The organism is Bradyrhizobium sp. SZCCHNR1015 (assembly GCF_032489875.1).
In the GTDB taxonomy this organism is placed as follows: domain Bacteria; phylum Pseudomonadota; class Alphaproteobacteria; order Rhizobiales; family Xanthobacteraceae; genus Bradyrhizobium.
Window position 1 is genome coordinate 113,205 of the sequence record NZ_JAUEYW010000001.1, and the last position, 16,824, is coordinate 130,028.

Here is a 16,824-nt window from a genome sequence, read left to right on the forward strand (position 1 = left end):
TCCTATAGCCCGGTTCCGTACGGATTACCGTCACCCTGAAGACACACTCGCGGCCAAACCGCGTTTTTACGGCCCAGTTCCAGAAAGCCTATGTTACTCAATTGCTTGGTTCCGTGTGTGGCGAGCCGGCACGGTGGTATCGATGCAACAAAAAAGGCCGGCTTTCGCCGGCCTTTCTCGGAACCTGTCGGTTGCAGGTATCAGTATTTGGCAATGACCGGGCCGCCGAAATGGTAGCTGAGGCCGACCTTGACGGTGTGGACGGTGTCCTTCCACTCGGAGCGGTTGGTCGCGAAAGCGCTGTACTGGATCGCGCTCTTGCCGAAGTCGAGATAGTTGTACTCGAGCTTGGCCGACCAGTTCGGGGCGAACATGTATTCCGCGCCGGCGCCGACCGTGTAGCCCCAGCGGGTGGTGGTCTGGCTGAAGACGTTGCCCGGCACGCCGTCGTAGCGGTGCTGCAGTTGGCCCACGGCGGCACCGCCGCTCACGAAGAACAGAGCGGGACCTGCGGCGTAGCCGAGGCGGCCCTTGATGTCGCCGAAGCTGGTCAGCTTGGTGAAGAAGGTGTCGCCCACGCCGGCATTGACCACTGCGGAGCGGCCGTTGATGTCGGCCCAGTGATAGTCGCCTTCGAGGCCGAACACGACGTTGTCGACCTGCCAATTGTAGCCGAGCACGCCGCCGACGAAGCCGCCATTGGTGTTGTAGTTCTGGGTGCCCAGGAAGCCCGGCGCATTGAAGCGGCCAAGGAAGGTTTCCTTGCTGGTGCCCCAGCCGCCGCCGCCCTGGATGCCGGCGTAGAGGCCCGACCAGCTCAGGATCTGCGCGACCATGGGCGGCGCCTTGGTGTAGGGCCGTGCCGCCATGTCGGCCGCCGACGCAGACGTGGCGGCCGCGACGCCGGCGAGGGCCGTCGTGATCACAAGCAACTTCTTCATCAAATTCTCCCCCGGGAGGTTGGAATGACAAGCGATGGGCAAGTCATACACAGGGCATCCCGGAGACGCTGTAACGCGCCCGCCACAGAAACGAAAAAGCGTTATAAATCATATATTTAGCACAAAAACGCCGCGGCGCTGCCGGGCTGTTGACACGAAAAAGGCCGGCGTGGAGGCCGGCCTTTCCGAATGCGTGCGAGTGGCGGCTTTTTTCAGTAGCGGGTGCCCATCGGCGCTCCGAATCGATAGTTCACTCGGACGGTCGCCATGTCGATGTCCTGCTTGATGGTGTCGACGCGCGACAGCACGGTGGCGGTGGCCGGGAAGCTGATGTCGCGCGAGCCCATGAACAGGTGGTCGTACTCGACGGCGACCGACCAGTTCGGCGCGAAGCCGAACTCGACGCCGGTGCCGACGGTGCCGCCCCAGCGGGTCTCGCTGGCGGAATCCAGCAGCGTGCCGACCGGGAAGGGCGCAGCCGCATTCGCCGTGCCGGTGTATTTGTTGTGGGTGACGGCGGCGCCGCCCTTCACGTACCAGAGCACGTTGCCCCAGGCATAGCCGACCTGGCCGGTGAACAGGCCGATCGCATCGGTCTTGGTGGTGTTGGTGATGCCTGCAGCCAGCGCAGCCGTGCTCGCGTTCGACGACTTCAGGTCGGTCCAGTCGCCCTGGGCCTCGACGCCGAACACCCAGCTCGCCGCCTGCCAGCGATAGCCGACCTGGCCGCCGATGAGTCCGCTCGAGGCATTGTGGCAGCCTTCGGACTGGGTCGGTACGACCGGCACGCCGCCGACGCGATTGAGCGTCCAGCAGTTGTGGCTCCAGTCGGCGCCGCCATTGACGCCGAGGTAGAACCCGGCCCAGCTCGGCAGCGGCGTGACATAGGCCGGCGGCGGCGCCTTGCTGTAAGGGCGCGTCGCGAAGTCGGCCGCGGAGGCCGGCGCCAGTCCCAGCGCCGCGGCTCCAGCGGTCAAGATCAAGGTCGTCTTCTGCATTCGTCTCTCCCCAGTCCCATAACTGTCCTCGCACCGGATCCCTCCGATCCGGGCCCACGCGAAGGTGGCCTGTGGCTGGTTGTAGGAGAGACTGCTTTCTAAACTCGTGATCGGCAGCGGGCGTGCGGCGGGATGTGTCGAACGTGCTTAAGCGCGGGTAAAGATCGCGGCCGTCGCGCCGATCGTGGAGCTGTCCCGAGGGCACGCATGGTGAGCGCCTGGCGCGTCAGGCCTCGAGTGCCAGTCTTCGAGCGCGCCAGTCTTCGAGTGCCTGTCCTCGAGGGTCAGTGCTTGGAGACGACGGGACCGCCCCAGCGATAGTTGACGCGGACCGTCGCCATGTCGACGTCCTGGCCGACCGCATCGGTCCGGCCCGCGGCTCCGCCGGGAACACCGGAGAAGCCCAGGGTGCGGTTGCCCATGAACAGGTGCTCGTATTCGGCTGCGACCGACCAGTTCTTGGCGAAGCCGACCTCGACACCGGTGCCGACCGCAGCCCCCCAGCGCGTGGCGCTGGACTGGTCGAGAGCCGCGCCCGTTGCCGTGGCGAGACCGTTGTACTTCTCGCTTGCGACCGCGGCGCCGCCCTTGACGTACCAGAGCACGTTGTTCCAGGAATAGCCGACCTGGCCCGTGAACACGCCGATGCCGTTGATCTTGGTCTGGTTGGTCACGGCCGGGGCGAACTGGCTGGTGTTGCTGCCCTTGAGGTTGGCCCAGTTGCCCTGACCTTCGACGCCGAATACCCAGCCGCCAGCCTGCCAGCGATAGCCGATCTGGCCGCCCGCCAGCGCGCCGGTCGCATCGTGGCAACCCTCGGCGTTGGTCGCAGCGACACCTGCGAAGCTGACCTTGTTGGTCCAGCAGGTGCGGGAGGATGCGCCGCCGGCGTTCAGGCCGACATAGAAACCACTCCAATCATAGATCGTTGTGATCATCGCAGGCGCTTTGGTGAAGGTGCGCGCGGGCAGATCGGCAGCGATGGCCGGCGCAATCCCCAGCGCCAGCGAAGTTGTCGCCCCCAGCAACAGCCTTCTCATCGCATTCCCCAAACCAAGTCCGACGCCCGCACGCACGCTCTCACCAACGCCCACCCGCCGGACCTTGATAGCCCCTTCCGCCGTAAAAAGCCGTCACCCAAAGGACACAACGGCTCGGCAAGTACCGGTTCTGGCACGCAAAAAAAGGCCGGCGCGAGGCCGGCCTTTCGACATATTCGCTTTTGGCGTGCGATCAGTAGCGCGACATGCCCGGACCACCGAAGTGGTAGGAGATGCCGGCCTTGACGGTATGGACGGTGTCGCTCCACTCCGAGCGGTTGGTCGCGACCGGGGAGTACTGGATCGAGCTCTTGCCGAAATCGAGATAGTTGTACTCGACCTTGGCCGACCAGTTCGGAGCGAACATGTACTCGGCACCGGCGCCGATCGTCCAACCCCAGCGCCAGTCGTTCTGCACGAACACGTTGCCGGGAACGCCATCGTAGCGGTGCTGCAGATCGCCGACCGTGGCACCGCCGCTGACGAAGAGCAGTGCCGGACCCGTGGCCCAGCCGAGCCGGCCCTTGATGTCGCCGAAGCCGCGCAGCTTGGTGAAGTAGGTGTCACCGACGCCGGCGTTGATCACGGCCGAGCGGCCGTCGATGTCCGCCCAGTGATAGTCGCCCTCGAGGCCGAACACGATGTTGTCGACCTGCCAATTGTAGCCGATCACGCCGCCGGCGAAGCCGCCGGTGATGTCGTAACGCTGCGTGCCGGCAAAGATCGCCGTATTCGGCGCACCGAAGAAGGTCTCATCGCTGCGGCCCCAGCCGCCACCGCCCTGCAGACCGAGATAGAAGCCGGCCCAGGTCGGAAGCGGAGCGGGCGCCATCACCGGGGCCTTCGTGTACGGGCGGGCGGCGAGATCGGCGGCTCCCGCCGGCGTCAGCGCCCCCAAAACCATCAAGCTGACAGCTCCAAGAAAAATTCTTTTCATCCCAAGTCTCCCGCTTTGGGCGTCTCCAAAATGGTCCCCGGAGACGCACGTCTGTGAAGTTGGTGCGACCACGCTTGCGGCCCCAATCCGTCCTCAAATATACGCGATTCAACCCTGGATACCGTCTCCCAAAAGCCACAGGCGGGGAGGAAGTGGGGCAATGTAAGCTGATGAAAGTTAATCGCTTTTTCGTGATTGACGGAACTTTTTCGCGGTTCCATCGGGTTCCATCGGGTTCCTTGGAACTCGACGCACGGTTGTAGACACAGGCGCGCGAACAAAACTGGAACAATGGCCGTCCGCCTGCTATATGTGGATAAACAATGGACGAGGCGGGTGGACCGCGCGGCAACCGTATAGGGTCCGCCGCGAGAGGAAGGGTTAGCCACCGGACGCCGTGAGGCCGGTGTGGACGGCCGGTCCGATGATCGAGAACCGCGGGAGAGTGGTGATGGCGGGTAGTGTGAACAAGGTGATTCTGGTCGGCAATCTCGGCAAGGACCCCGAGATCCGGCGTACGCAGGATGGGCGGCCGATCGCCAATCTGAGCATTGCGACGTCGGAAACGTGGCGCGACAAGGCGACCGGCGAGCGCAAGGAAAAGACCGAATGGCACCGTGTGGTGATCTTCAATGAAGGTCTCTGCAAGGTCGCCGAGCAGTATCTGAAGAAGGGCGCCAAGGTTTACATCGAGGGCGCGCTGCAGACCCGCAAATGGACCGACCAGAGCGGCGTCGAGAAGTACTCGACCGAGGTCGTCCTGCAGGGCTTCAACTCGACCCTGACGATGCTCGATGGCCGTGGTGGCGGGGGCGGCAGCTTCTCCGATGACATGGGTGGCGGCGATTTCGGCAGCAGCGGTCCGTCGATGGCGCCGCCGCGCCGCGCGGTCGCTTCGGCCGGCGGTGGCGGACGCAACAGCGACATGGACGACGACATTCCGTTCTGAGCCGCCTGCGTCCTCGGTCGATACAAGGTGGCTTCCGTCCGTGTCGGGACGGGAGCCGGGGCGATCACCTCGGGTCTCGCATTGCAGGCGATCGCGCGCGTCTGACGTTTCGTTCGCTTGAGCAGTGCGTAACCTGACCACCGGGGTGTTGCATGAGCTTCGCACCGCTGCTCGCCGCCGAGCCCGCCGTCCTGCTGCACGCTGTCGCCGCGATGACGGCGTTCGCACTGGGGCTGGTCCAGTTCGCAGCCCCGAAAGGGACCTTGCCGCATCGAACGCTCGGCTGGATCTGGGTCACTCTCATGGCCGCCGTTGCGGCCAGCTCGTTCTGGATTCACACCATCCGGCTGGTCGGTCCCTTCAGCCCGATTCACCTGCTGTCGCTCTATACGCTGGCCGTGCTGCCGGTTGCGGTGTGGGCTGCGCACCGCCATCGGGTGGGGCCCCATCGCCGGGCCATGATCACGCTGTTCTCCGGCGCCCTCGTGATTGCCGGACTGTTCACGCTCATGCCTGGACGGATCATGCACAAGGTGGTCTTCGGCCCATAGCCAAACAGGGTTCCCGGAGCCTGCCATGGGCGGCCGCGGCAACCGGTTAAGTCCCTGGAAAGGCGAGCAGAAAAAGCGCGCTCCGAACCCCCTTGGGGGTGGCTAGCGGCAGCGCCATGCGCTATATGATTCCAAGCGATTTTCGCGTGTCAAAACCGACCGGTATCCCCTTTGTCCGATAAAGAAGATGAGAAGCCCGGCGAGCCGGGCGGACCTTCCGACATTCGTCCCGTTTCCATCCTCGACGAGATGAAGCGCTCCTACCTCGATTACGCGATGAGCGTGATCGTGTCGCGAGCGCTGCCCGATGCGCGCGACGGCCTCAAGCCCGTGCACCGGCGCATCCTGTATTCGATGTACGAGCAGGGGCACACGCCCGACAAGAAGTACGTCAAGTCCGCGCGCGTGGTCGGCGACGTCATCGGTAAATACCATCCGCATGGCGACCAGTCGATCTACGACGCCATGGTGCGCATGGCGCAGGACTTCTCGATGCGCGTGCCGCTGATCGACGGCCAGGGCAATTTCGGCTCCGTCGACGGCGATCCCCCCGCGGCCTATCGATACACCGAAGCGAAGCTCGCCAAGTCGGCGATTCCGCTGCTCGACGACATCGACAAGGACACCGTCGACTTCCAGGCCAACTACGACAATTCCGACAAGGAACCGTCGGTTCTTCCGGCCAAATATCCGAACCTGCTGGTCAATGGCGCCGGCGGCATCGCGGTCGGCATGGCCACCAACATCCCGCCGCACAATCTCGGCGAGGTGATCGATGCCTGCATCGCGCTGATCGACAATCCCGCGCTCACGATCGACGACCTCATCAACATCATTCCGGGGCCGGATTTCCCCACCGGCGGCATCATCCTCGGCCGCGCCGGCGTCCGCTCGGCCTATCATCTGGGCCGCGGCTCGATCATGATGCGCGGCAAGGTGACGATCGACACGATCCGCAAGGATCGCGAGGCGATCATCATCTCCGAGATTCCCTACCAGGTGAACAAGGCGACGATGGTCGAGCGCATCGCCGAACTGGTGCGCGAGAAGAAGATCGAAGGCGTCGCCGACCTGCGCGACGAAAGCGACCGCGACGGCTACCGCGTCGTCGTCGAGCTGAAGCGCGACGCCGTGCCGGACGTCGTGCTCAACCAGCTCTACAAGTTCACGCCGCTGCAGACGAGCTTCGCCGCCAACATGCTGGCGCTCGACGGCGGCCGCCCGCAGACGATGACGTTGAAGGACCTGCTGACGATCTTCGTCGCGTTCCGCGAGCGTGTCGTCACGCGCAGGACCAAGTTCCTGCTCAACAAGGCGCGCGACCGCGCTCATATCCTGGTCGGCCTTGCCGTGGCCGTCGCCAATATCGACGAGGTCATCCGGGTCATCAGGACGTCGCCCGATCCTGCGACCGCGCGCGAGGCGTTGATGTCGCGCGACTGGCCGGCGCGCGACGTCGAGGCCATCATCACGCTGATCGACGATCCGCGCCACCGTCTTTCCGAGGACGGCACCATCCGGCTGTCGTTCGAGCAGGCCAAGGCGATTCTCGACCTGCGCCTGCAGCGCCTGACCGCGCTCGGCCGTGAGGAGATTTCCGACGAGCTCGACAAGCTCAAGGTCGAGATCAACGACTATCTCGACATCCTGCGCTCGCGGGCGCGGGTACAGGGGATCATCAAGGACGAGCTCGCCGCTGTTAAGGCGGAGTTCGGCACGCCGCGCCGCACCGTGATCGCCGAGCAGGAAGGCGAGGTCGAGGACGAGGACCTGATCCAGCGCGAGGACATGGTCGTGACCGTGTCGCATGCCGGCTACACCAAGCGCGTGCCGCTGTCGGCGTATCGGGCGCAGCGCCGCGGCGGCAAGGGCCGCTCGGGCATGCAGACCCGCGAGGAGGATTTCGTCAGCCGGCTGTTCGTGGCCTCCACGCACACGCCGGTGCTGTTCTTCTCGTCGCGCGGCCAGGTCTACAAGGAGAAGGTCTGGCGGCTGCCGATCGCGGCGCCCAACGGGCGTGGCAAGGCGCTGATCAACATCCTGCCGCTGGAGCAGGGCGAGCGCATCACCACCATCATGCCGCTGCCGGAGGATGAATCCTCCTGGGCCAATCTCGACGTGATGTTCGCGACCACCGGCGGCAACGTCCGCCGCAACAAGCTGTCGGATTTCGTCGACGTGCGCCGCTCCGGCATCATCGCGATGAAGCTCGACGAGGGCGAAGAGATCGTCAACGTTCAGATCTGCACCGAGCGCGACGACGTCCTGCTCACGGCGTCGGGCGGGCAGTGCATCCGCTTCCCCGTCACCGACGTGCGCGTCTTCACCGGTCGGACCTCGATGGGCGTGCGCGGCATCGCGCTCGCCGGCGGCGACAAGGTGATCTCGCTGTCGATCCTGCGCCATGTCGAGACGACCTCGGACGAGCGTACGGCGTACTTGAAGATGCGCCGGGCGATGTCGGGCGATGCTGCCACCGAGGAGCCGGTCGAGGCCGAGGGCGAGGAGGCGGCCGCTGGCGCGATCCAGTTGTCGCAGGAACGCTATGTCGAGATGTCGGCGCAGGAGCAGGTGGTGCTGACCGTCTCGGTCAACGGCTACGGCAAGCGCACCTCGTCCTACGAGTACCGCACCACCGGCCGCGGCGGCAAAGGCATCGTCGCGATGTCGGTCAACAACCGCAACGGCAAGCTCGTCGCCTCATTCCCGGTCGAGGATGGCGATCAGATCATGCTGGTGACGGACAAGGGGCAGTTGATCCGTTGCCCCGTCGACGGCATCCGCATCGCGGGACGCTCGACGCAGGGCGTCATCGTGTTCGACACCGCCGATGATGAGCACGTCGTTTCGGTGGAGCATATCGGCGAGGAGGCCGAGAACGGCAACGGGAACGCTGACCAGGCGAATGGCGAATAGGGCGTAGCGAATAGCGGACGACGCAGGTCTTTCGCTGTTCGCCTCACTGCGTCCGCTCGACCGAGACCATCCTGGCCTCGCGGATGGTTCCCCGGGTTCCGGCGCTGCGCAGGCAGCCCGCCTCGAAGTTGGGCCAGGCCTGCTGCGAGCAGTCGCGGCCGATCGGGCGGATGTCCAGGCGGTCCGCCTTGGCCAGCGGACGCGGCACGCTGGCTTCGACCTGGGGAGCGAAGCCGGGCAGGAGGGTGATGCCGGCAGCCACCAAGCCGGCTGCTGCGACTGCAGATAGCGCTTTGATCATGACGGTCCCCTGTCTGGGCCGTTCGGCCCGTGTTCGTTAACGATTTGATAACCAGGTCGGGTTTCGAGACGTCTTCGCGGGACGGGCGAATTGGTTTCGTCTCGGCGCGAGCGTGTTTCATGTCGGATGTTCCGACGAAACAATCGCGGTAGCCGACCACGGTTCCGGCCCACCGGCGTCGCACCTCGTTCCATCGCAATGCAGTCTCTCGGCCGCTCTTTGCCCATCACAGCCACGCCAGCGCGCCTGACGGCGGCTTGCCGGCCTGTTCCGGGCGGTATAGGACGAGCGCATGCAACGCATTGCGCTCTATCCGGGCTCGTTTGATCCCGTCACCAACGGCCATCTCGATGTGGTCCGGCAGGCCGTCCACCTCTGCGACCGCCTGATCGTCGCGGTCGGCGTGCATCACGGCAAGAAGCCGCTGTTCTCGACCGAGGAGCGGCTGGCGATGGCGCATGAGATCTTCGGCCCCGTGGCAGCCGCGGCGGGCTGCAGCTTCGAGGCTTCGACCTACGACAATCTGACGGTCACGGCCGCGCAGAAGGCCGGTGCGATCATGATGATCCGGGGCCTGCGCGACGGCACCGATTTCGACTACGAGATGCAGTTGGCCGGCATGAACCAGACCATGGCACCGCAGGTCCAGACGGTGTTCGTTCCAGCCTCGGTGGGTGTCCGTCCGATCGCAGCCACGCTGGTTCGCCAGATCGCCGCCATGGGCGGCGAGATCTCGCATTTCGTGCCGCCGTCGGTGGTCGAAAGTCTCAAGGCCAAGTTCAAGTGATCCTTCAGGCACCGGCCGCTTCCGGCGGTGCCTTCCTCTCCACATCGTCTCATGTCATCGGAGTTGCCATGATCCGCGCGCTCGCTTTCGTCTTCGCTCTCGTCTTCGCATTGCCGGCGCTGGCCCAGTCGCTGCCTGCCGGCCTCGACAAGCAGAATGCCCTGGTCATCGACACCACCAAGGGCCGCATCATCATCAAGCTGCGCACCGATCTGGCGCCACAGCATGCCGAGCGGCTGAAGACGCTGGCGCGCGAAGGCTTCTACAACAACGTGCCGTTCCACCGCGTCATGGACGGCTTCATGGCGCAGACCGGTGACGGCCAGAACTTCAATGGCACCGGCGGCTCGAAGTACCCGAACCTGAAGCAGGAGTTTTCGTCAACGCCGTTCAAGCGCGGCACCGTCGGCATGGCGCGCCGGGGCGATAGCGTCGATTCCGCCAACTCGCAGTTCTTCATCTGCTTCGGCGATGCCTCCTTCCTCAACGGCCAATACACCGTGATTGGCGAGGTCGTGCAGGGCATGGACGTCGTCGACAAGCTCAAGAAGGCGCCTCCGGGCTCCTCGGGCGGTGCCGTCACCGATCCGGACAAGATGGTGAAGGTTCAGGTCGCCTCGGACATCAAGTAGAGGCAGAGCAGGGGGACACCCGGGTCTCGCGCCCGGTTCCCTCGGGCCCTAAGGAACCTTTTGCCACGTCGCGGCGGCATGCCGATTCTGCCGGCCCGCCACATCGACAGGGCCGGTGGCTTCAGCTTTAAACGCATTGGGTCTATTCTGGACCAGCATCGCGGGCCTCGTCGTGCTCGGATTGCCGTCAGGAGGGGTGACGGCCGCACATGGGAAGGCGCCGCGACATTTCAGACCCAGGATTTGCTTTGTCCTGACCCCCGTCAATTCTACCAAAACCGAGAGACCAGCATGGCTGTGACCGAAAATACCTTGATCCTCGAGACCACCCAGGGCCCCGTCACCATCGAGATGCGTCCCGATCTCGCGCCCGGCCATGTCGCGCGCATCAAGGAGCTCGTCCGCGAGGGCTTCTACGACGGCATCGTCTTCCACCGCGTCATCGACGGCTTCATGGCGCAGACCGGCTGCCCGCAGGGCACCGGCACCGGCGGCTCCGGCAAGAAGCTGAAGGCCGAGTTCAACGCCGAGCCGCATGTTCGCGGCACCGCCTCGATGGCGCGTGCGGCCAATCCAGATTCAGGCGACAGCCAGTTCTTCATCTGCTTCGACGACGCCCGCTTCCTGGACAAGCAGTACACGGTCTGGGGCAAGGTCACCGAGGGCATGGAGAACGTCGACAAGATCAAGCGCGGCGAGCCGGTGCAGAACCCGGACAAGATCGTGAAGGCCTACATGGCCGCCGACGCGGCGTAACCAACGACCCTCTCCATGAACACGCCTCTCGGCGTGTTCATGGTCGGTGTGCAGTACCGCCCTCGGCTTTTGACCCTCATGGTGAGGAGCGTGCGCAGCACGCGTCTCGAACCATGAGGCCACAGTCGGGCCTCATCCTTCGAGACGCGCTGACGCGCTCCTCAGGATGAGGTTTTCGACGGTCGTTCCAGAACGACGATGCGCACAGACCTCTTCGACTTTCAGTTGCCCCCCGAAAACATCGCGCTGCGGCCGGCGAGCCCGCGTGAATCCGCGCGCATGCTGGTGGTGCAGGGCGATGGCGTGCTGCGCGACCGCACGGTCGCCGACCTGCCGGACTGGCTGGAGCCGGGCGATCAGCTCGTCGTCAACGACACCAAGGTCATCGCCGCTCAGCTCTCAGGACGCCGCATCAGCCGCGAGACCGAGGCGAAGATCGAGGCGACCCTGATCAAGCGGCTCGACGGCTCGCGCTGGCAGGCGCTGGTGCGGCCCGCCAAGAAGCTCGCGCCAGGCGATACGATCCGTTTCGGCAACGAGGGCAAGGTCTGCCTGCTCGGCCATCTCGACGCCACCGTCGAAGCCAAGGGCGAGGAGGGCGAGCTGACGCTGTCCTTTGTGTTTCATGGGCCCGCGCTCGACCAGGCGATCGCCGATCTCGGCCGGCCGCCGCTGCCGCCCTACATCGCCGGCAGGCGGCCCGCAGACGAGCAGGACGCGACCGATTATCAGACCATGTTCGCGGCCAAGGAGGGCGCGGTGGCGGCCCCCACCGCCGGACTGCATTTCACGCCGACGCTGGAACGGCGGCTGCGCGAGCGCGGCGTCGGGCTGCAGCGCGTCACCCTGCATGTCGGCGCCGGCACGTTCCTGCCCGTGAAGGCCGATGACACCGAAGGCCACCGCATGCATGCGGAGTGGGGCAGTCTGACGCCTGAGACCGCCGCTGCACTGAACCAGGCCCGCGCCCAAGGCGGCCGCATCGTCGCGGTCGGAACGACGTCGCTGCGGCTGCTCGAGAGCGCGGCGCAGCCCGACGGCACGATCGCACCATTCGAGGCGGAGACGTCGATCTTCATCACGCCCGGCTATCGCTTTCGCGCGGTCGACATCCTGATGACCAACTTCCATCTGCCGCGCTCGACCCTGTTCATGCTGGTCTCGGCCTTCGCCGGGCTCGAGACGATGCAGGCGGCTTACGCGCATGCGATTCAAAGCGGCTACCGGTTCTATTCCTACGGCGATGCGTGTCTGCTGTTCCGCCAGCCGGACGAGCGGGTCGTCGAGCCGTAGAGCGCAGAAACGTAGGGTGGGCAAAGCGGCGCCGAAGGCGATGCGTGCCCACCGTCTATCACCCGCTTTCGCGGGTGATGACAGTGTTGGTGAGGAGGGTGCGTGGCCGCCTCACGCCATGGCCTGCTCCGGCAAGAGCTCGGCGATCTGCACCGCATTCAGCGCAGCGCCCTTGAGCAGCTGATCGGCCGCGACGAACATCGCGATCGAGTGACCTGACGGATCGGACAGATCCGTCCTGATGCGGCCCACCAGCACGTCGTCCTGGCCGGAGGCGTCGACCGGCATCGGGAAGTAGTTCTTCGCGCGGTCGTCGACCACGCGCACGCCGGGCGCGGTCGCCAGGATGCGGCGGACGTCGTCCTCGGTGATCGGCTTCTCGCATTCGAAGGTGATCGCCTCGCAATGCGCGCGCAGCACCGGCACGCGGACGCAGGTGACGCCGACGGCGATCCCTTCATCCTCGAAGATCTTGCGGGTCTCGTTGATGACCTTGGTCTCTTCGTCGTTGTAGCCGGTGTCGGGATCGATGGCGGTGTTGTGGCTGAACAGGTTGAAGGCGAACGGGTGCGGCATCACCTTGGGCGCATAGACCTGGCCGTTGAGGCTCGCGCGGGTCGACTGCACCAGCTCGTCCATCGCCGCCGCACCGGCGCCGCTGGCGGCCTGGTAGGTCGAGATGATCATGCGCTTGATGCGGTTCTTCTGGTGGATCGGCCACAGCGGCACCAGCGCCGTGATGGCCGCGCAGTTCGGGTTGGCAATGATACCCTTGTGGTCGCGGATGCGGCGGGCGTTGATCTCCGGGATGACCAGCGGAACGTTCGGGTCCATCCGGAAGGCCGAGGAGTTGTCGACCACCACGGCACCGGAGCGGACCGCAATCGGCGCAAACTTCTTGGAGATGCCGCTGCCGGCCGAGAACAGCGCGATGTCGACGCCTTCGAACGAGCGCTCGTTGAGCTCCTCGATCACGATCGTCTGGCCACGGAAGGTGAGGGTCTGCCCGGCCGAGCGGGCGCTTGCCAGCGCCTTGAGCTTGCCGACGCGGACATTACGGCGGTCCAGGGTGGCGATGAACTCGGCGCCGACGGCGCCGGTGACGCCGACGATGGCAATGGTGGGATCGTGAGGCACGTCTTCAAGTCTCCGGTTGGAATCTGGACATAAAAAAAGCCCCGGACCTTCATCAGGCGGGGCTTCGGTTCGAAGATGGTCGCAATCGAGTTCGACTACGCGCGCACGCCTCCCGAGGCCCGCAAGGGCTTGGTGGTTTTCGTCGTGCGTTTGGTCGAGGTCGACATGGCGCCGGACCATAGGGGCGGCCGGAACCGCCGTCAACGGCCGAAAGGCACCAAAACAGCGCCATCGCGGTTGAATCGGGGGCGGTCCTGACGCAATAAGCCGGCCATGAGCTCCTCGGTCAGCGACCTTCCCAACCATTTCGAACTGCTCGGCACAGACGGCGCGGCCCGTACCGGCCGGCTGATGACTCCGCACGGCGTGGTGCGCACCCCGGCCTTCATGCCGGTCGGCACCGCCGGCGCCATGAAGGGCATCCACTGGCGCGACGTCCGCGAGGCCGGCGCCGACATCGTGCTGGGCAACACCTATCACCTGATGCTGCGGCCAACGGCAGAGCGCATCGCCGCCCTTGGCGGCCTGCAGCGCTTCACCGGCTGGGGCGGTCCGATGCTGACCGATTCCGGCGGCTTCCAGGTGATGTCGCTGTCGGGCTTGCGCAAGGTGACCGAGCAGGCGGTGACGTTCCGCTCGCACATCGACGGCGCGAAGATCGAGCTGTCACCGGAGCGCGCCATCGAGGTGCAGCGCCTGCTCAACTCCGACATCGCGATGCAGCTCGACGAATGCGTGCGGCTGCCGGCCGAGCGCGACGATATCGAGCGCGCGATGCGGCTGTCGCTGCGCTGGGCCGAACGCTGCCGCCGCGCCTTCGAGAAGGCGCCGGCAGGCTACATGCTGTTCGGCATCGTGCAGGGCGGCGATGTGCCCGCATTGCGCGTCGCCAGCGCGCAGGCGCTGGTCGAGATCGGATTCCACGGCTATGCGATCGGTGGCCTGGCCGTCGGCGAGCCGCAGGCGGTCATGCTCGAGATGATCGAGGCGACCGCGCCGGCGCTGCCGGCCGACCGTCCGCGCTACCTGATGGGCGTCGGCACGCCTGACGATCTCCTGGAGTCGGTCCGGCGCGGCATCGACATGTTCGACTGCGTGCTGCCGACCCGCAACGGCCGCCACGGCGTCGCCTACACGCGCTTCGGGCCGGTGAACCTGCGCAACGCGCGTCATGCCGACGATGACAGGCCGCTGGATGAGGAGAGCCCGTGGCCGGCGGCGCGCAGCTATGCCCGCGCCTATCTGCATCATCTGATCAAGGCGGGCGAGGCACTCGGCGCGACGCTGCTGTCGGAAATCAACATTGCCTATTTCCAGCAATTGATGGCCGGGATGCGCGAGGCGATTGCACAGGGGCAGTTCACGGAATTCTACGAGCGCACCAAGGCCGATTGGGCGCGCGGCGACATCGCCTCGCGCGCCGGCTGACGGCCGCTTCAGGTGAAGGCCGTCAGCTTGTTGTGAGCCCGGCCCTGTGCGCCGGCCCTCATGAAATTGTGCTGATCATGCACTGCCGACCGGCTCGATGGCCGACGGTTGCGTTATCCTCGGCCATCGAACGGCCGTGACATCACGTCGCGGAACTCTCTCGCCCTGGGGCCGTTCAGTTGCAGACGAAGCGGCTTTTCACGGAGTGCTTGGTCACGAAGCCATAGCCGCAGGTGTCGCAGGTCCAGAGATAGCTGATCGCATTGTCAGCCAAATATGCCGACGCCTCCGCGGCAATCATGGAGTCGGCGCAGACCGGGCATGTCGGCAGATCGCAGCCGCGGGGATTCGGGCGGGCGGTTGCGGTCGACACGAGATCAGCGAGTGCTGACATATTGACCTCCTGGACGATCTCTTTGTTGGCGATCTCTGCTTGAACGACGTCAATTTCGAAAAGGGTCGATTTCGAACAAGTCGCGTTCGAACGGGTCTATTTCCGACGAGTCCAACTTTCGCGGATATCAAATCCGTCACACAAAGAGTTTTGTCTGGGTGGTCTGTTCTTATATCTATTCTACAACGGCGCTGTCGTGTGGCACGAACGCCCCGATTGTATCACTCCGAAGATGACATCTTGCTGATGTCCGCCCGGGTTGCAGTCGACCTGCACCGTGAATCTTCATCCGGCTGAAATCAAGCATACACCGAGTTTATTGACCTTGTCGCAACACAAATGCGTTGGTTTTTCGCAATTTAGCCACGACTTGTTGTGCGCCGCGATCGTCCTAAGATCGCGCAAACGTGCTTGCGCAGCGCAACAGGCTCGCTGAAGATGGTCAGAAGCGTTGTCGACGTCGCGCGGGGCGCGCAGAGGAGTGATTTCATGGAGTCGTCAGCACAGCGTCCCGGACGCGGGCGCGTATTTGATTCAATTGTCGACGCGTTCGGCAATACGCCGATTGTGCGGTTGCGAAAGCTGCCGGCGCAACATGGAGTCAAGGCGACCATCCTCGCCAAGCTGGAATACTTCAATCCCGCCGCGAGCGTGAAGGATCGGATCGGCGTCGGCATGATCCTGGCGATGGAGCAGGCCGGCGTGATCAAGCCCGACACCGTGCTGATCGAGCCGACCTCGGGCAATACCGGCATCGCGCTGGCCTTCGTCGCGGCGGCGCGTGGCTACAAGCTCAAACTGGTGATGCCGGAATCGATGTCGGTGGAGCGGCGCAAGATGCTCGCCTTTCTCGGTGCTGAGATCGTGCTGACGCCGGCGTCGCAGGGCATGAAAGGCGCCATCGCCACCGCCGAGGAGCTGTTGCAGACGACGCCGAACTCGGTGATGCCCCAGCAGTTCAAGAACCTCGCAAACCCGGACATCCATCGCCGCACCACGGCCGAGGAGATCTGGAACGACACGGCGGGCAATATCGACGTGTTCGTCGCCGGCGTCGGCACCGGCGGCACCATCACCGGCGTCGGCCAGGTGCTGAAGTCGCGCAAGCCCGGTCTCAAGGTCGTCGCGGTCGAGCCGGAGGAGAGCCCGGTGCTGTCGGGCGGCCAGCACTCGCCGCACAAGATCCAGGGCATCGGCGCCGGCTTCGTGCCGGACATTCTCGACCGCTCGGTGATCGACGAGATCGTCAAGATCAACAGCACCACCGCCATCGAGACCTCGCGCGCGTTGGCCCGCACCGAGGGCATTCCCGGCGGGATCTCCTCGGGCGCGGCGATTGCAGCCGCGATCGAGATCGGCAAGCGGCCGGAGAGCGCGGGCAAGACGATCCTGGCGATCGTGCCGTCGTTCTCGGAGCGCTATCTGTCCACCGCGCTGTTCGAGGGGATCTGATCATGGCCGACCAGCCGCGGCGTCCGCGCACGCTCGCTGACGCCCGTACCGAGGCCGAGGCCGCGTTCAAGAAGGTGACCACCAAGCCGGTGGAGGCGCCGCCGAAGAAGGCGGCGGTTCCTGGTGTGCGCGAGCAGGTGACGTTGCGGATCGACCAGGACGTTCTCGAGCACTTTCAGTCTCAAGGGCCGGGCTGGCAGGACCGCATCAACGCGGCGCTACGCAAGGCGGCAGGGCTCTGAGGGGCGGCTGCATTCTAACGAACAAGCCCGGAGCTCGTGCTCCGGGCTTTTTTACGGGGGAAAGACGAAG

17 protein-coding genes are annotated in these 16,824 nt (G+C 65.1%); 10 read left to right on the forward strand and 7 right to left on the reverse strand.

What is annotated here, in order from left to right:
• Window positions 1-200 precede the first annotated feature (200 nt).
• The 4 genes from QX128_RS00555 to QX128_RS00570 all read right to left on the reverse strand — a co-directional run bounded on the left by QX128_RS00555 (window position 201) and on the right by QX128_RS00570 (window position 3,916).
• Entirely contained in the window at window positions 201-941 is a 741-nt protein-coding gene (locus QX128_RS00555) for an outer membrane protein (RefSeq protein WP_315799852.1), read from the reverse strand.
• A gap of 212 nt (window positions 942-1,153) precedes the next feature.
• Window positions 1,154-1,939: an outer membrane protein gene (locus tag QX128_RS00560; RefSeq protein ID WP_316215878.1), complete on the reverse strand. Its 786-nt coding sequence runs from the start codon at window positions 1,937-1,939 to the stop codon at window positions 1,154-1,156.
• Between the two features lie 284 nt (window positions 1,940-2,223).
• Window positions 2,224-2,979 (reverse strand): outer membrane protein, encoded by a 756-nt coding sequence (locus QX128_RS00565; protein WP_316215877.1) that lies wholly within the window; start codon window positions 2,977-2,979, stop codon window positions 2,224-2,226.
• A gap of 193 nt (window positions 2,980-3,172) precedes the next feature.
• Window positions 3,173-3,916 (reverse strand): porin family protein, encoded by a 744-nt coding sequence (locus QX128_RS00570; protein ID WP_315799855.1) that lies wholly within the window; start codon window positions 3,914-3,916, stop codon window positions 3,173-3,175.
• 451 nt (window positions 3,917-4,367) lie between these two features.
• Between QX128_RS00570 and QX128_RS00575 the strand changes: the two genes are divergently transcribed.
• From QX128_RS00575 to gyrA, 3 genes are all read left to right on the forward strand, one after another.
• Entirely contained in the window at window positions 4,368-4,865 is a 498-nt protein-coding gene (locus QX128_RS00575; protein WP_315711764.1) for a single-stranded DNA-binding protein, read from the forward strand.
• A gap of 152 nt (window positions 4,866-5,017) precedes the next feature.
• Window positions 5,018-5,416, forward strand: coding sequence for a DUF2306 domain-containing protein (locus QX128_RS00580; RefSeq protein ID WP_316178607.1), 399 nt, complete (start codon window positions 5,018-5,020; stop codon window positions 5,414-5,416).
• A 171-nt stretch (window positions 5,417-5,587) separates the two neighbouring features.
• The gene (gene gyrA / locus QX128_RS00585; RefSeq protein ID WP_315799857.1) at window positions 5,588-8,332 is read left to right on the forward strand and encodes a DNA gyrase subunit A; all 2,745 of its coding nucleotides are present in this window, start codon (window positions 5,588-5,590) and stop codon (window positions 8,330-8,332) included.
• 43 nt (window positions 8,333-8,375) lie between these two features.
• On the opposite strand, the gene QX128_RS00590 is transcribed toward gyrA, so the two are convergent.
• Window positions 8,376-8,633, reverse strand: a complete 258-nt coding sequence (locus QX128_RS00590) for a hypothetical protein (protein ID WP_315799858.1) — start codon at window positions 8,631-8,633, stop codon at window positions 8,376-8,378.
• A 292-nt stretch (window positions 8,634-8,925) separates the two neighbouring features.
• Between QX128_RS00590 and coaD the strand changes: the two genes are divergently transcribed.
• From coaD to queA, 4 genes are all read left to right on the forward strand, one after another.
• On the forward strand, window positions 8,926-9,420 hold the full coding sequence (coaD, locus tag QX128_RS00595; protein ID WP_316178610.1) for a pantetheine-phosphate adenylyltransferase: 495 nt from the start codon (window positions 8,926-8,928) through the stop codon (window positions 9,418-9,420).
• 68 nt (window positions 9,421-9,488) lie between these two features.
• Window positions 9,489-10,052 (forward strand): peptidylprolyl isomerase, encoded by a 564-nt coding sequence (locus QX128_RS00600; RefSeq protein WP_315711771.1) that lies wholly within the window; start codon window positions 9,489-9,491, stop codon window positions 10,050-10,052.
• A gap of 291 nt (window positions 10,053-10,343) precedes the next feature.
• Entirely contained in the window at window positions 10,344-10,808 is a 465-nt protein-coding gene (locus tag QX128_RS00605; RefSeq protein WP_315799860.1) for a peptidylprolyl isomerase, read from the forward strand.
• A gap of 198 nt (window positions 10,809-11,006) precedes the next feature.
• On the forward strand, window positions 11,007-12,101 hold the full coding sequence (gene queA, locus QX128_RS00610) for a tRNA preQ1(34) S-adenosylmethionine ribosyltransferase-isomerase QueA (protein WP_316236427.1): 1,095 nt from the start codon (window positions 11,007-11,009) through the stop codon (window positions 12,099-12,101).
• Between the two features lie 111 nt (window positions 12,102-12,212).
• Here queA and QX128_RS00615 read toward each other — a convergent pair whose 3' ends face one another.
• Window positions 12,213-13,238 carry an aspartate-semialdehyde dehydrogenase gene (locus tag QX128_RS00615; protein ID WP_315799862.1) on the reverse strand — a complete coding sequence of 342 codons (1,026 nt, stop codon included), beginning with the start codon at window positions 13,236-13,238 and terminating at the stop codon, window positions 12,213-12,215.
• Between the two features lie 273 nt (window positions 13,239-13,511).
• On the opposite strand from QX128_RS00615, the gene tgt reads away from it, so the two are divergent.
• Window positions 13,512-14,666 carry a tRNA guanosine(34) transglycosylase Tgt gene (gene tgt, locus QX128_RS00620; protein WP_316236428.1) on the forward strand — a complete coding sequence of 385 codons (1,155 nt, stop codon included), beginning with the start codon at window positions 13,512-13,514 and terminating at the stop codon, window positions 14,664-14,666.
• A 175-nt stretch (window positions 14,667-14,841) separates the two neighbouring features.
• On the opposite strand, the gene QX128_RS00625 is transcribed toward tgt, so the two are convergent.
• Window positions 14,842-15,060, reverse strand: a complete 219-nt coding sequence (locus QX128_RS00625) for a hypothetical protein (RefSeq protein ID WP_315711782.1) — start codon at window positions 15,058-15,060, stop codon at window positions 14,842-14,844.
• Between the two features lie 489 nt (window positions 15,061-15,549).
• On the opposite strand from QX128_RS00625, the gene cysK reads away from it, so the two are divergent.
• A complete protein-coding gene (gene cysK, locus QX128_RS00630; RefSeq protein ID WP_316236429.1) occupies window positions 15,550-16,512 on the forward strand; it encodes a cysteine synthase A in 963 nt (320 codons plus the stop codon).
• Window positions 16,513-16,514: 2 nt separating this feature from the next.
• The gene (locus QX128_RS00635; RefSeq protein ID WP_315799865.1) at window positions 16,515-16,754 is read left to right on the forward strand and encodes a BrnA antitoxin family protein; all 240 of its coding nucleotides are present in this window, start codon (window positions 16,515-16,517) and stop codon (window positions 16,752-16,754) included.
• The last annotated feature ends 70 nt before the right edge of the window (window positions 16,755-16,824 follow it).

Bases quoted from the DNA above. Each gene is read 5' to 3' on its own strand.
- queA (WP_316236427.1), top strand. From the start codon at position 11,007: ATGCGCACAGACCTCTTCGACTTTCAGTTGCCCCCCGAAAACATCGCG.
- QX128_RS00625 (WP_315711782.1), bottom strand. From the start codon at position 15,060: ATGTCAGCACTCGCTGATCTCGTGTCGACCGCAACCGCCCGCCCGAAT.
- tgt (WP_316236428.1), top strand. From the start codon at position 13,512: ATGAGCTCCTCGGTCAGCGACCTTCCCAACCATTTCGAACTGCTCGGC.
- QX128_RS00635 (WP_315799865.1), top strand. From the start codon at position 16,515: ATGGCCGACCAGCCGCGGCGTCCGCGCACGCTCGCTGACGCCCGTACC.
- QX128_RS00570 (WP_315799855.1), bottom strand. From the start codon at position 3,916: ATGAAAAGAATTTTTCTTGGAGCTGTCAGCTTGATGGTTTTGGGGGCG.
- cysK (WP_316236429.1), top strand. From the start codon at position 15,550: ATGGAGTCGTCAGCACAGCGTCCCGGACGCGGGCGCGTATTTGATTCA.
- coaD (WP_316178610.1), top strand. From the start codon at position 8,926: ATGCAACGCATTGCGCTCTATCCGGGCTCGTTTGATCCCGTCACCAAC.
- QX128_RS00600 (WP_315711771.1), top strand. From the start codon at position 9,489: ATGATCCGCGCGCTCGCTTTCGTCTTCGCTCTCGTCTTCGCATTGCCG.
- QX128_RS00590 (WP_315799858.1), bottom strand. From the start codon at position 8,633: ATGATCAAAGCGCTATCTGCAGTCGCAGCAGCCGGCTTGGTGGCTGCC.
- QX128_RS00555 (WP_315799852.1), bottom strand. From the start codon at position 941: ATGAAGAAGTTGCTTGTGATCACGACGGCCCTCGCCGGCGTCGCGGCC.
- QX128_RS00565 (WP_316215877.1), bottom strand. From the start codon at position 2,979: ATGAGAAGGCTGTTGCTGGGGGCGACAACTTCGCTGGCGCTGGGGATT.
- QX128_RS00580 (WP_316178607.1), top strand. From the start codon at position 5,018: ATGAGCTTCGCACCGCTGCTCGCCGCCGAGCCCGCCGTCCTGCTGCAC.
- QX128_RS00605 (WP_315799860.1), top strand. From the start codon at position 10,344: ATGGCTGTGACCGAAAATACCTTGATCCTCGAGACCACCCAGGGCCCC.
- QX128_RS00560 (WP_316215878.1), bottom strand. From the start codon at position 1,939: ATGCAGAAGACGACCTTGATCTTGACCGCTGGAGCCGCGGCGCTGGGA.
- QX128_RS00575 (WP_315711764.1), top strand. From the start codon at position 4,368: ATGGCGGGTAGTGTGAACAAGGTGATTCTGGTCGGCAATCTCGGCAAG.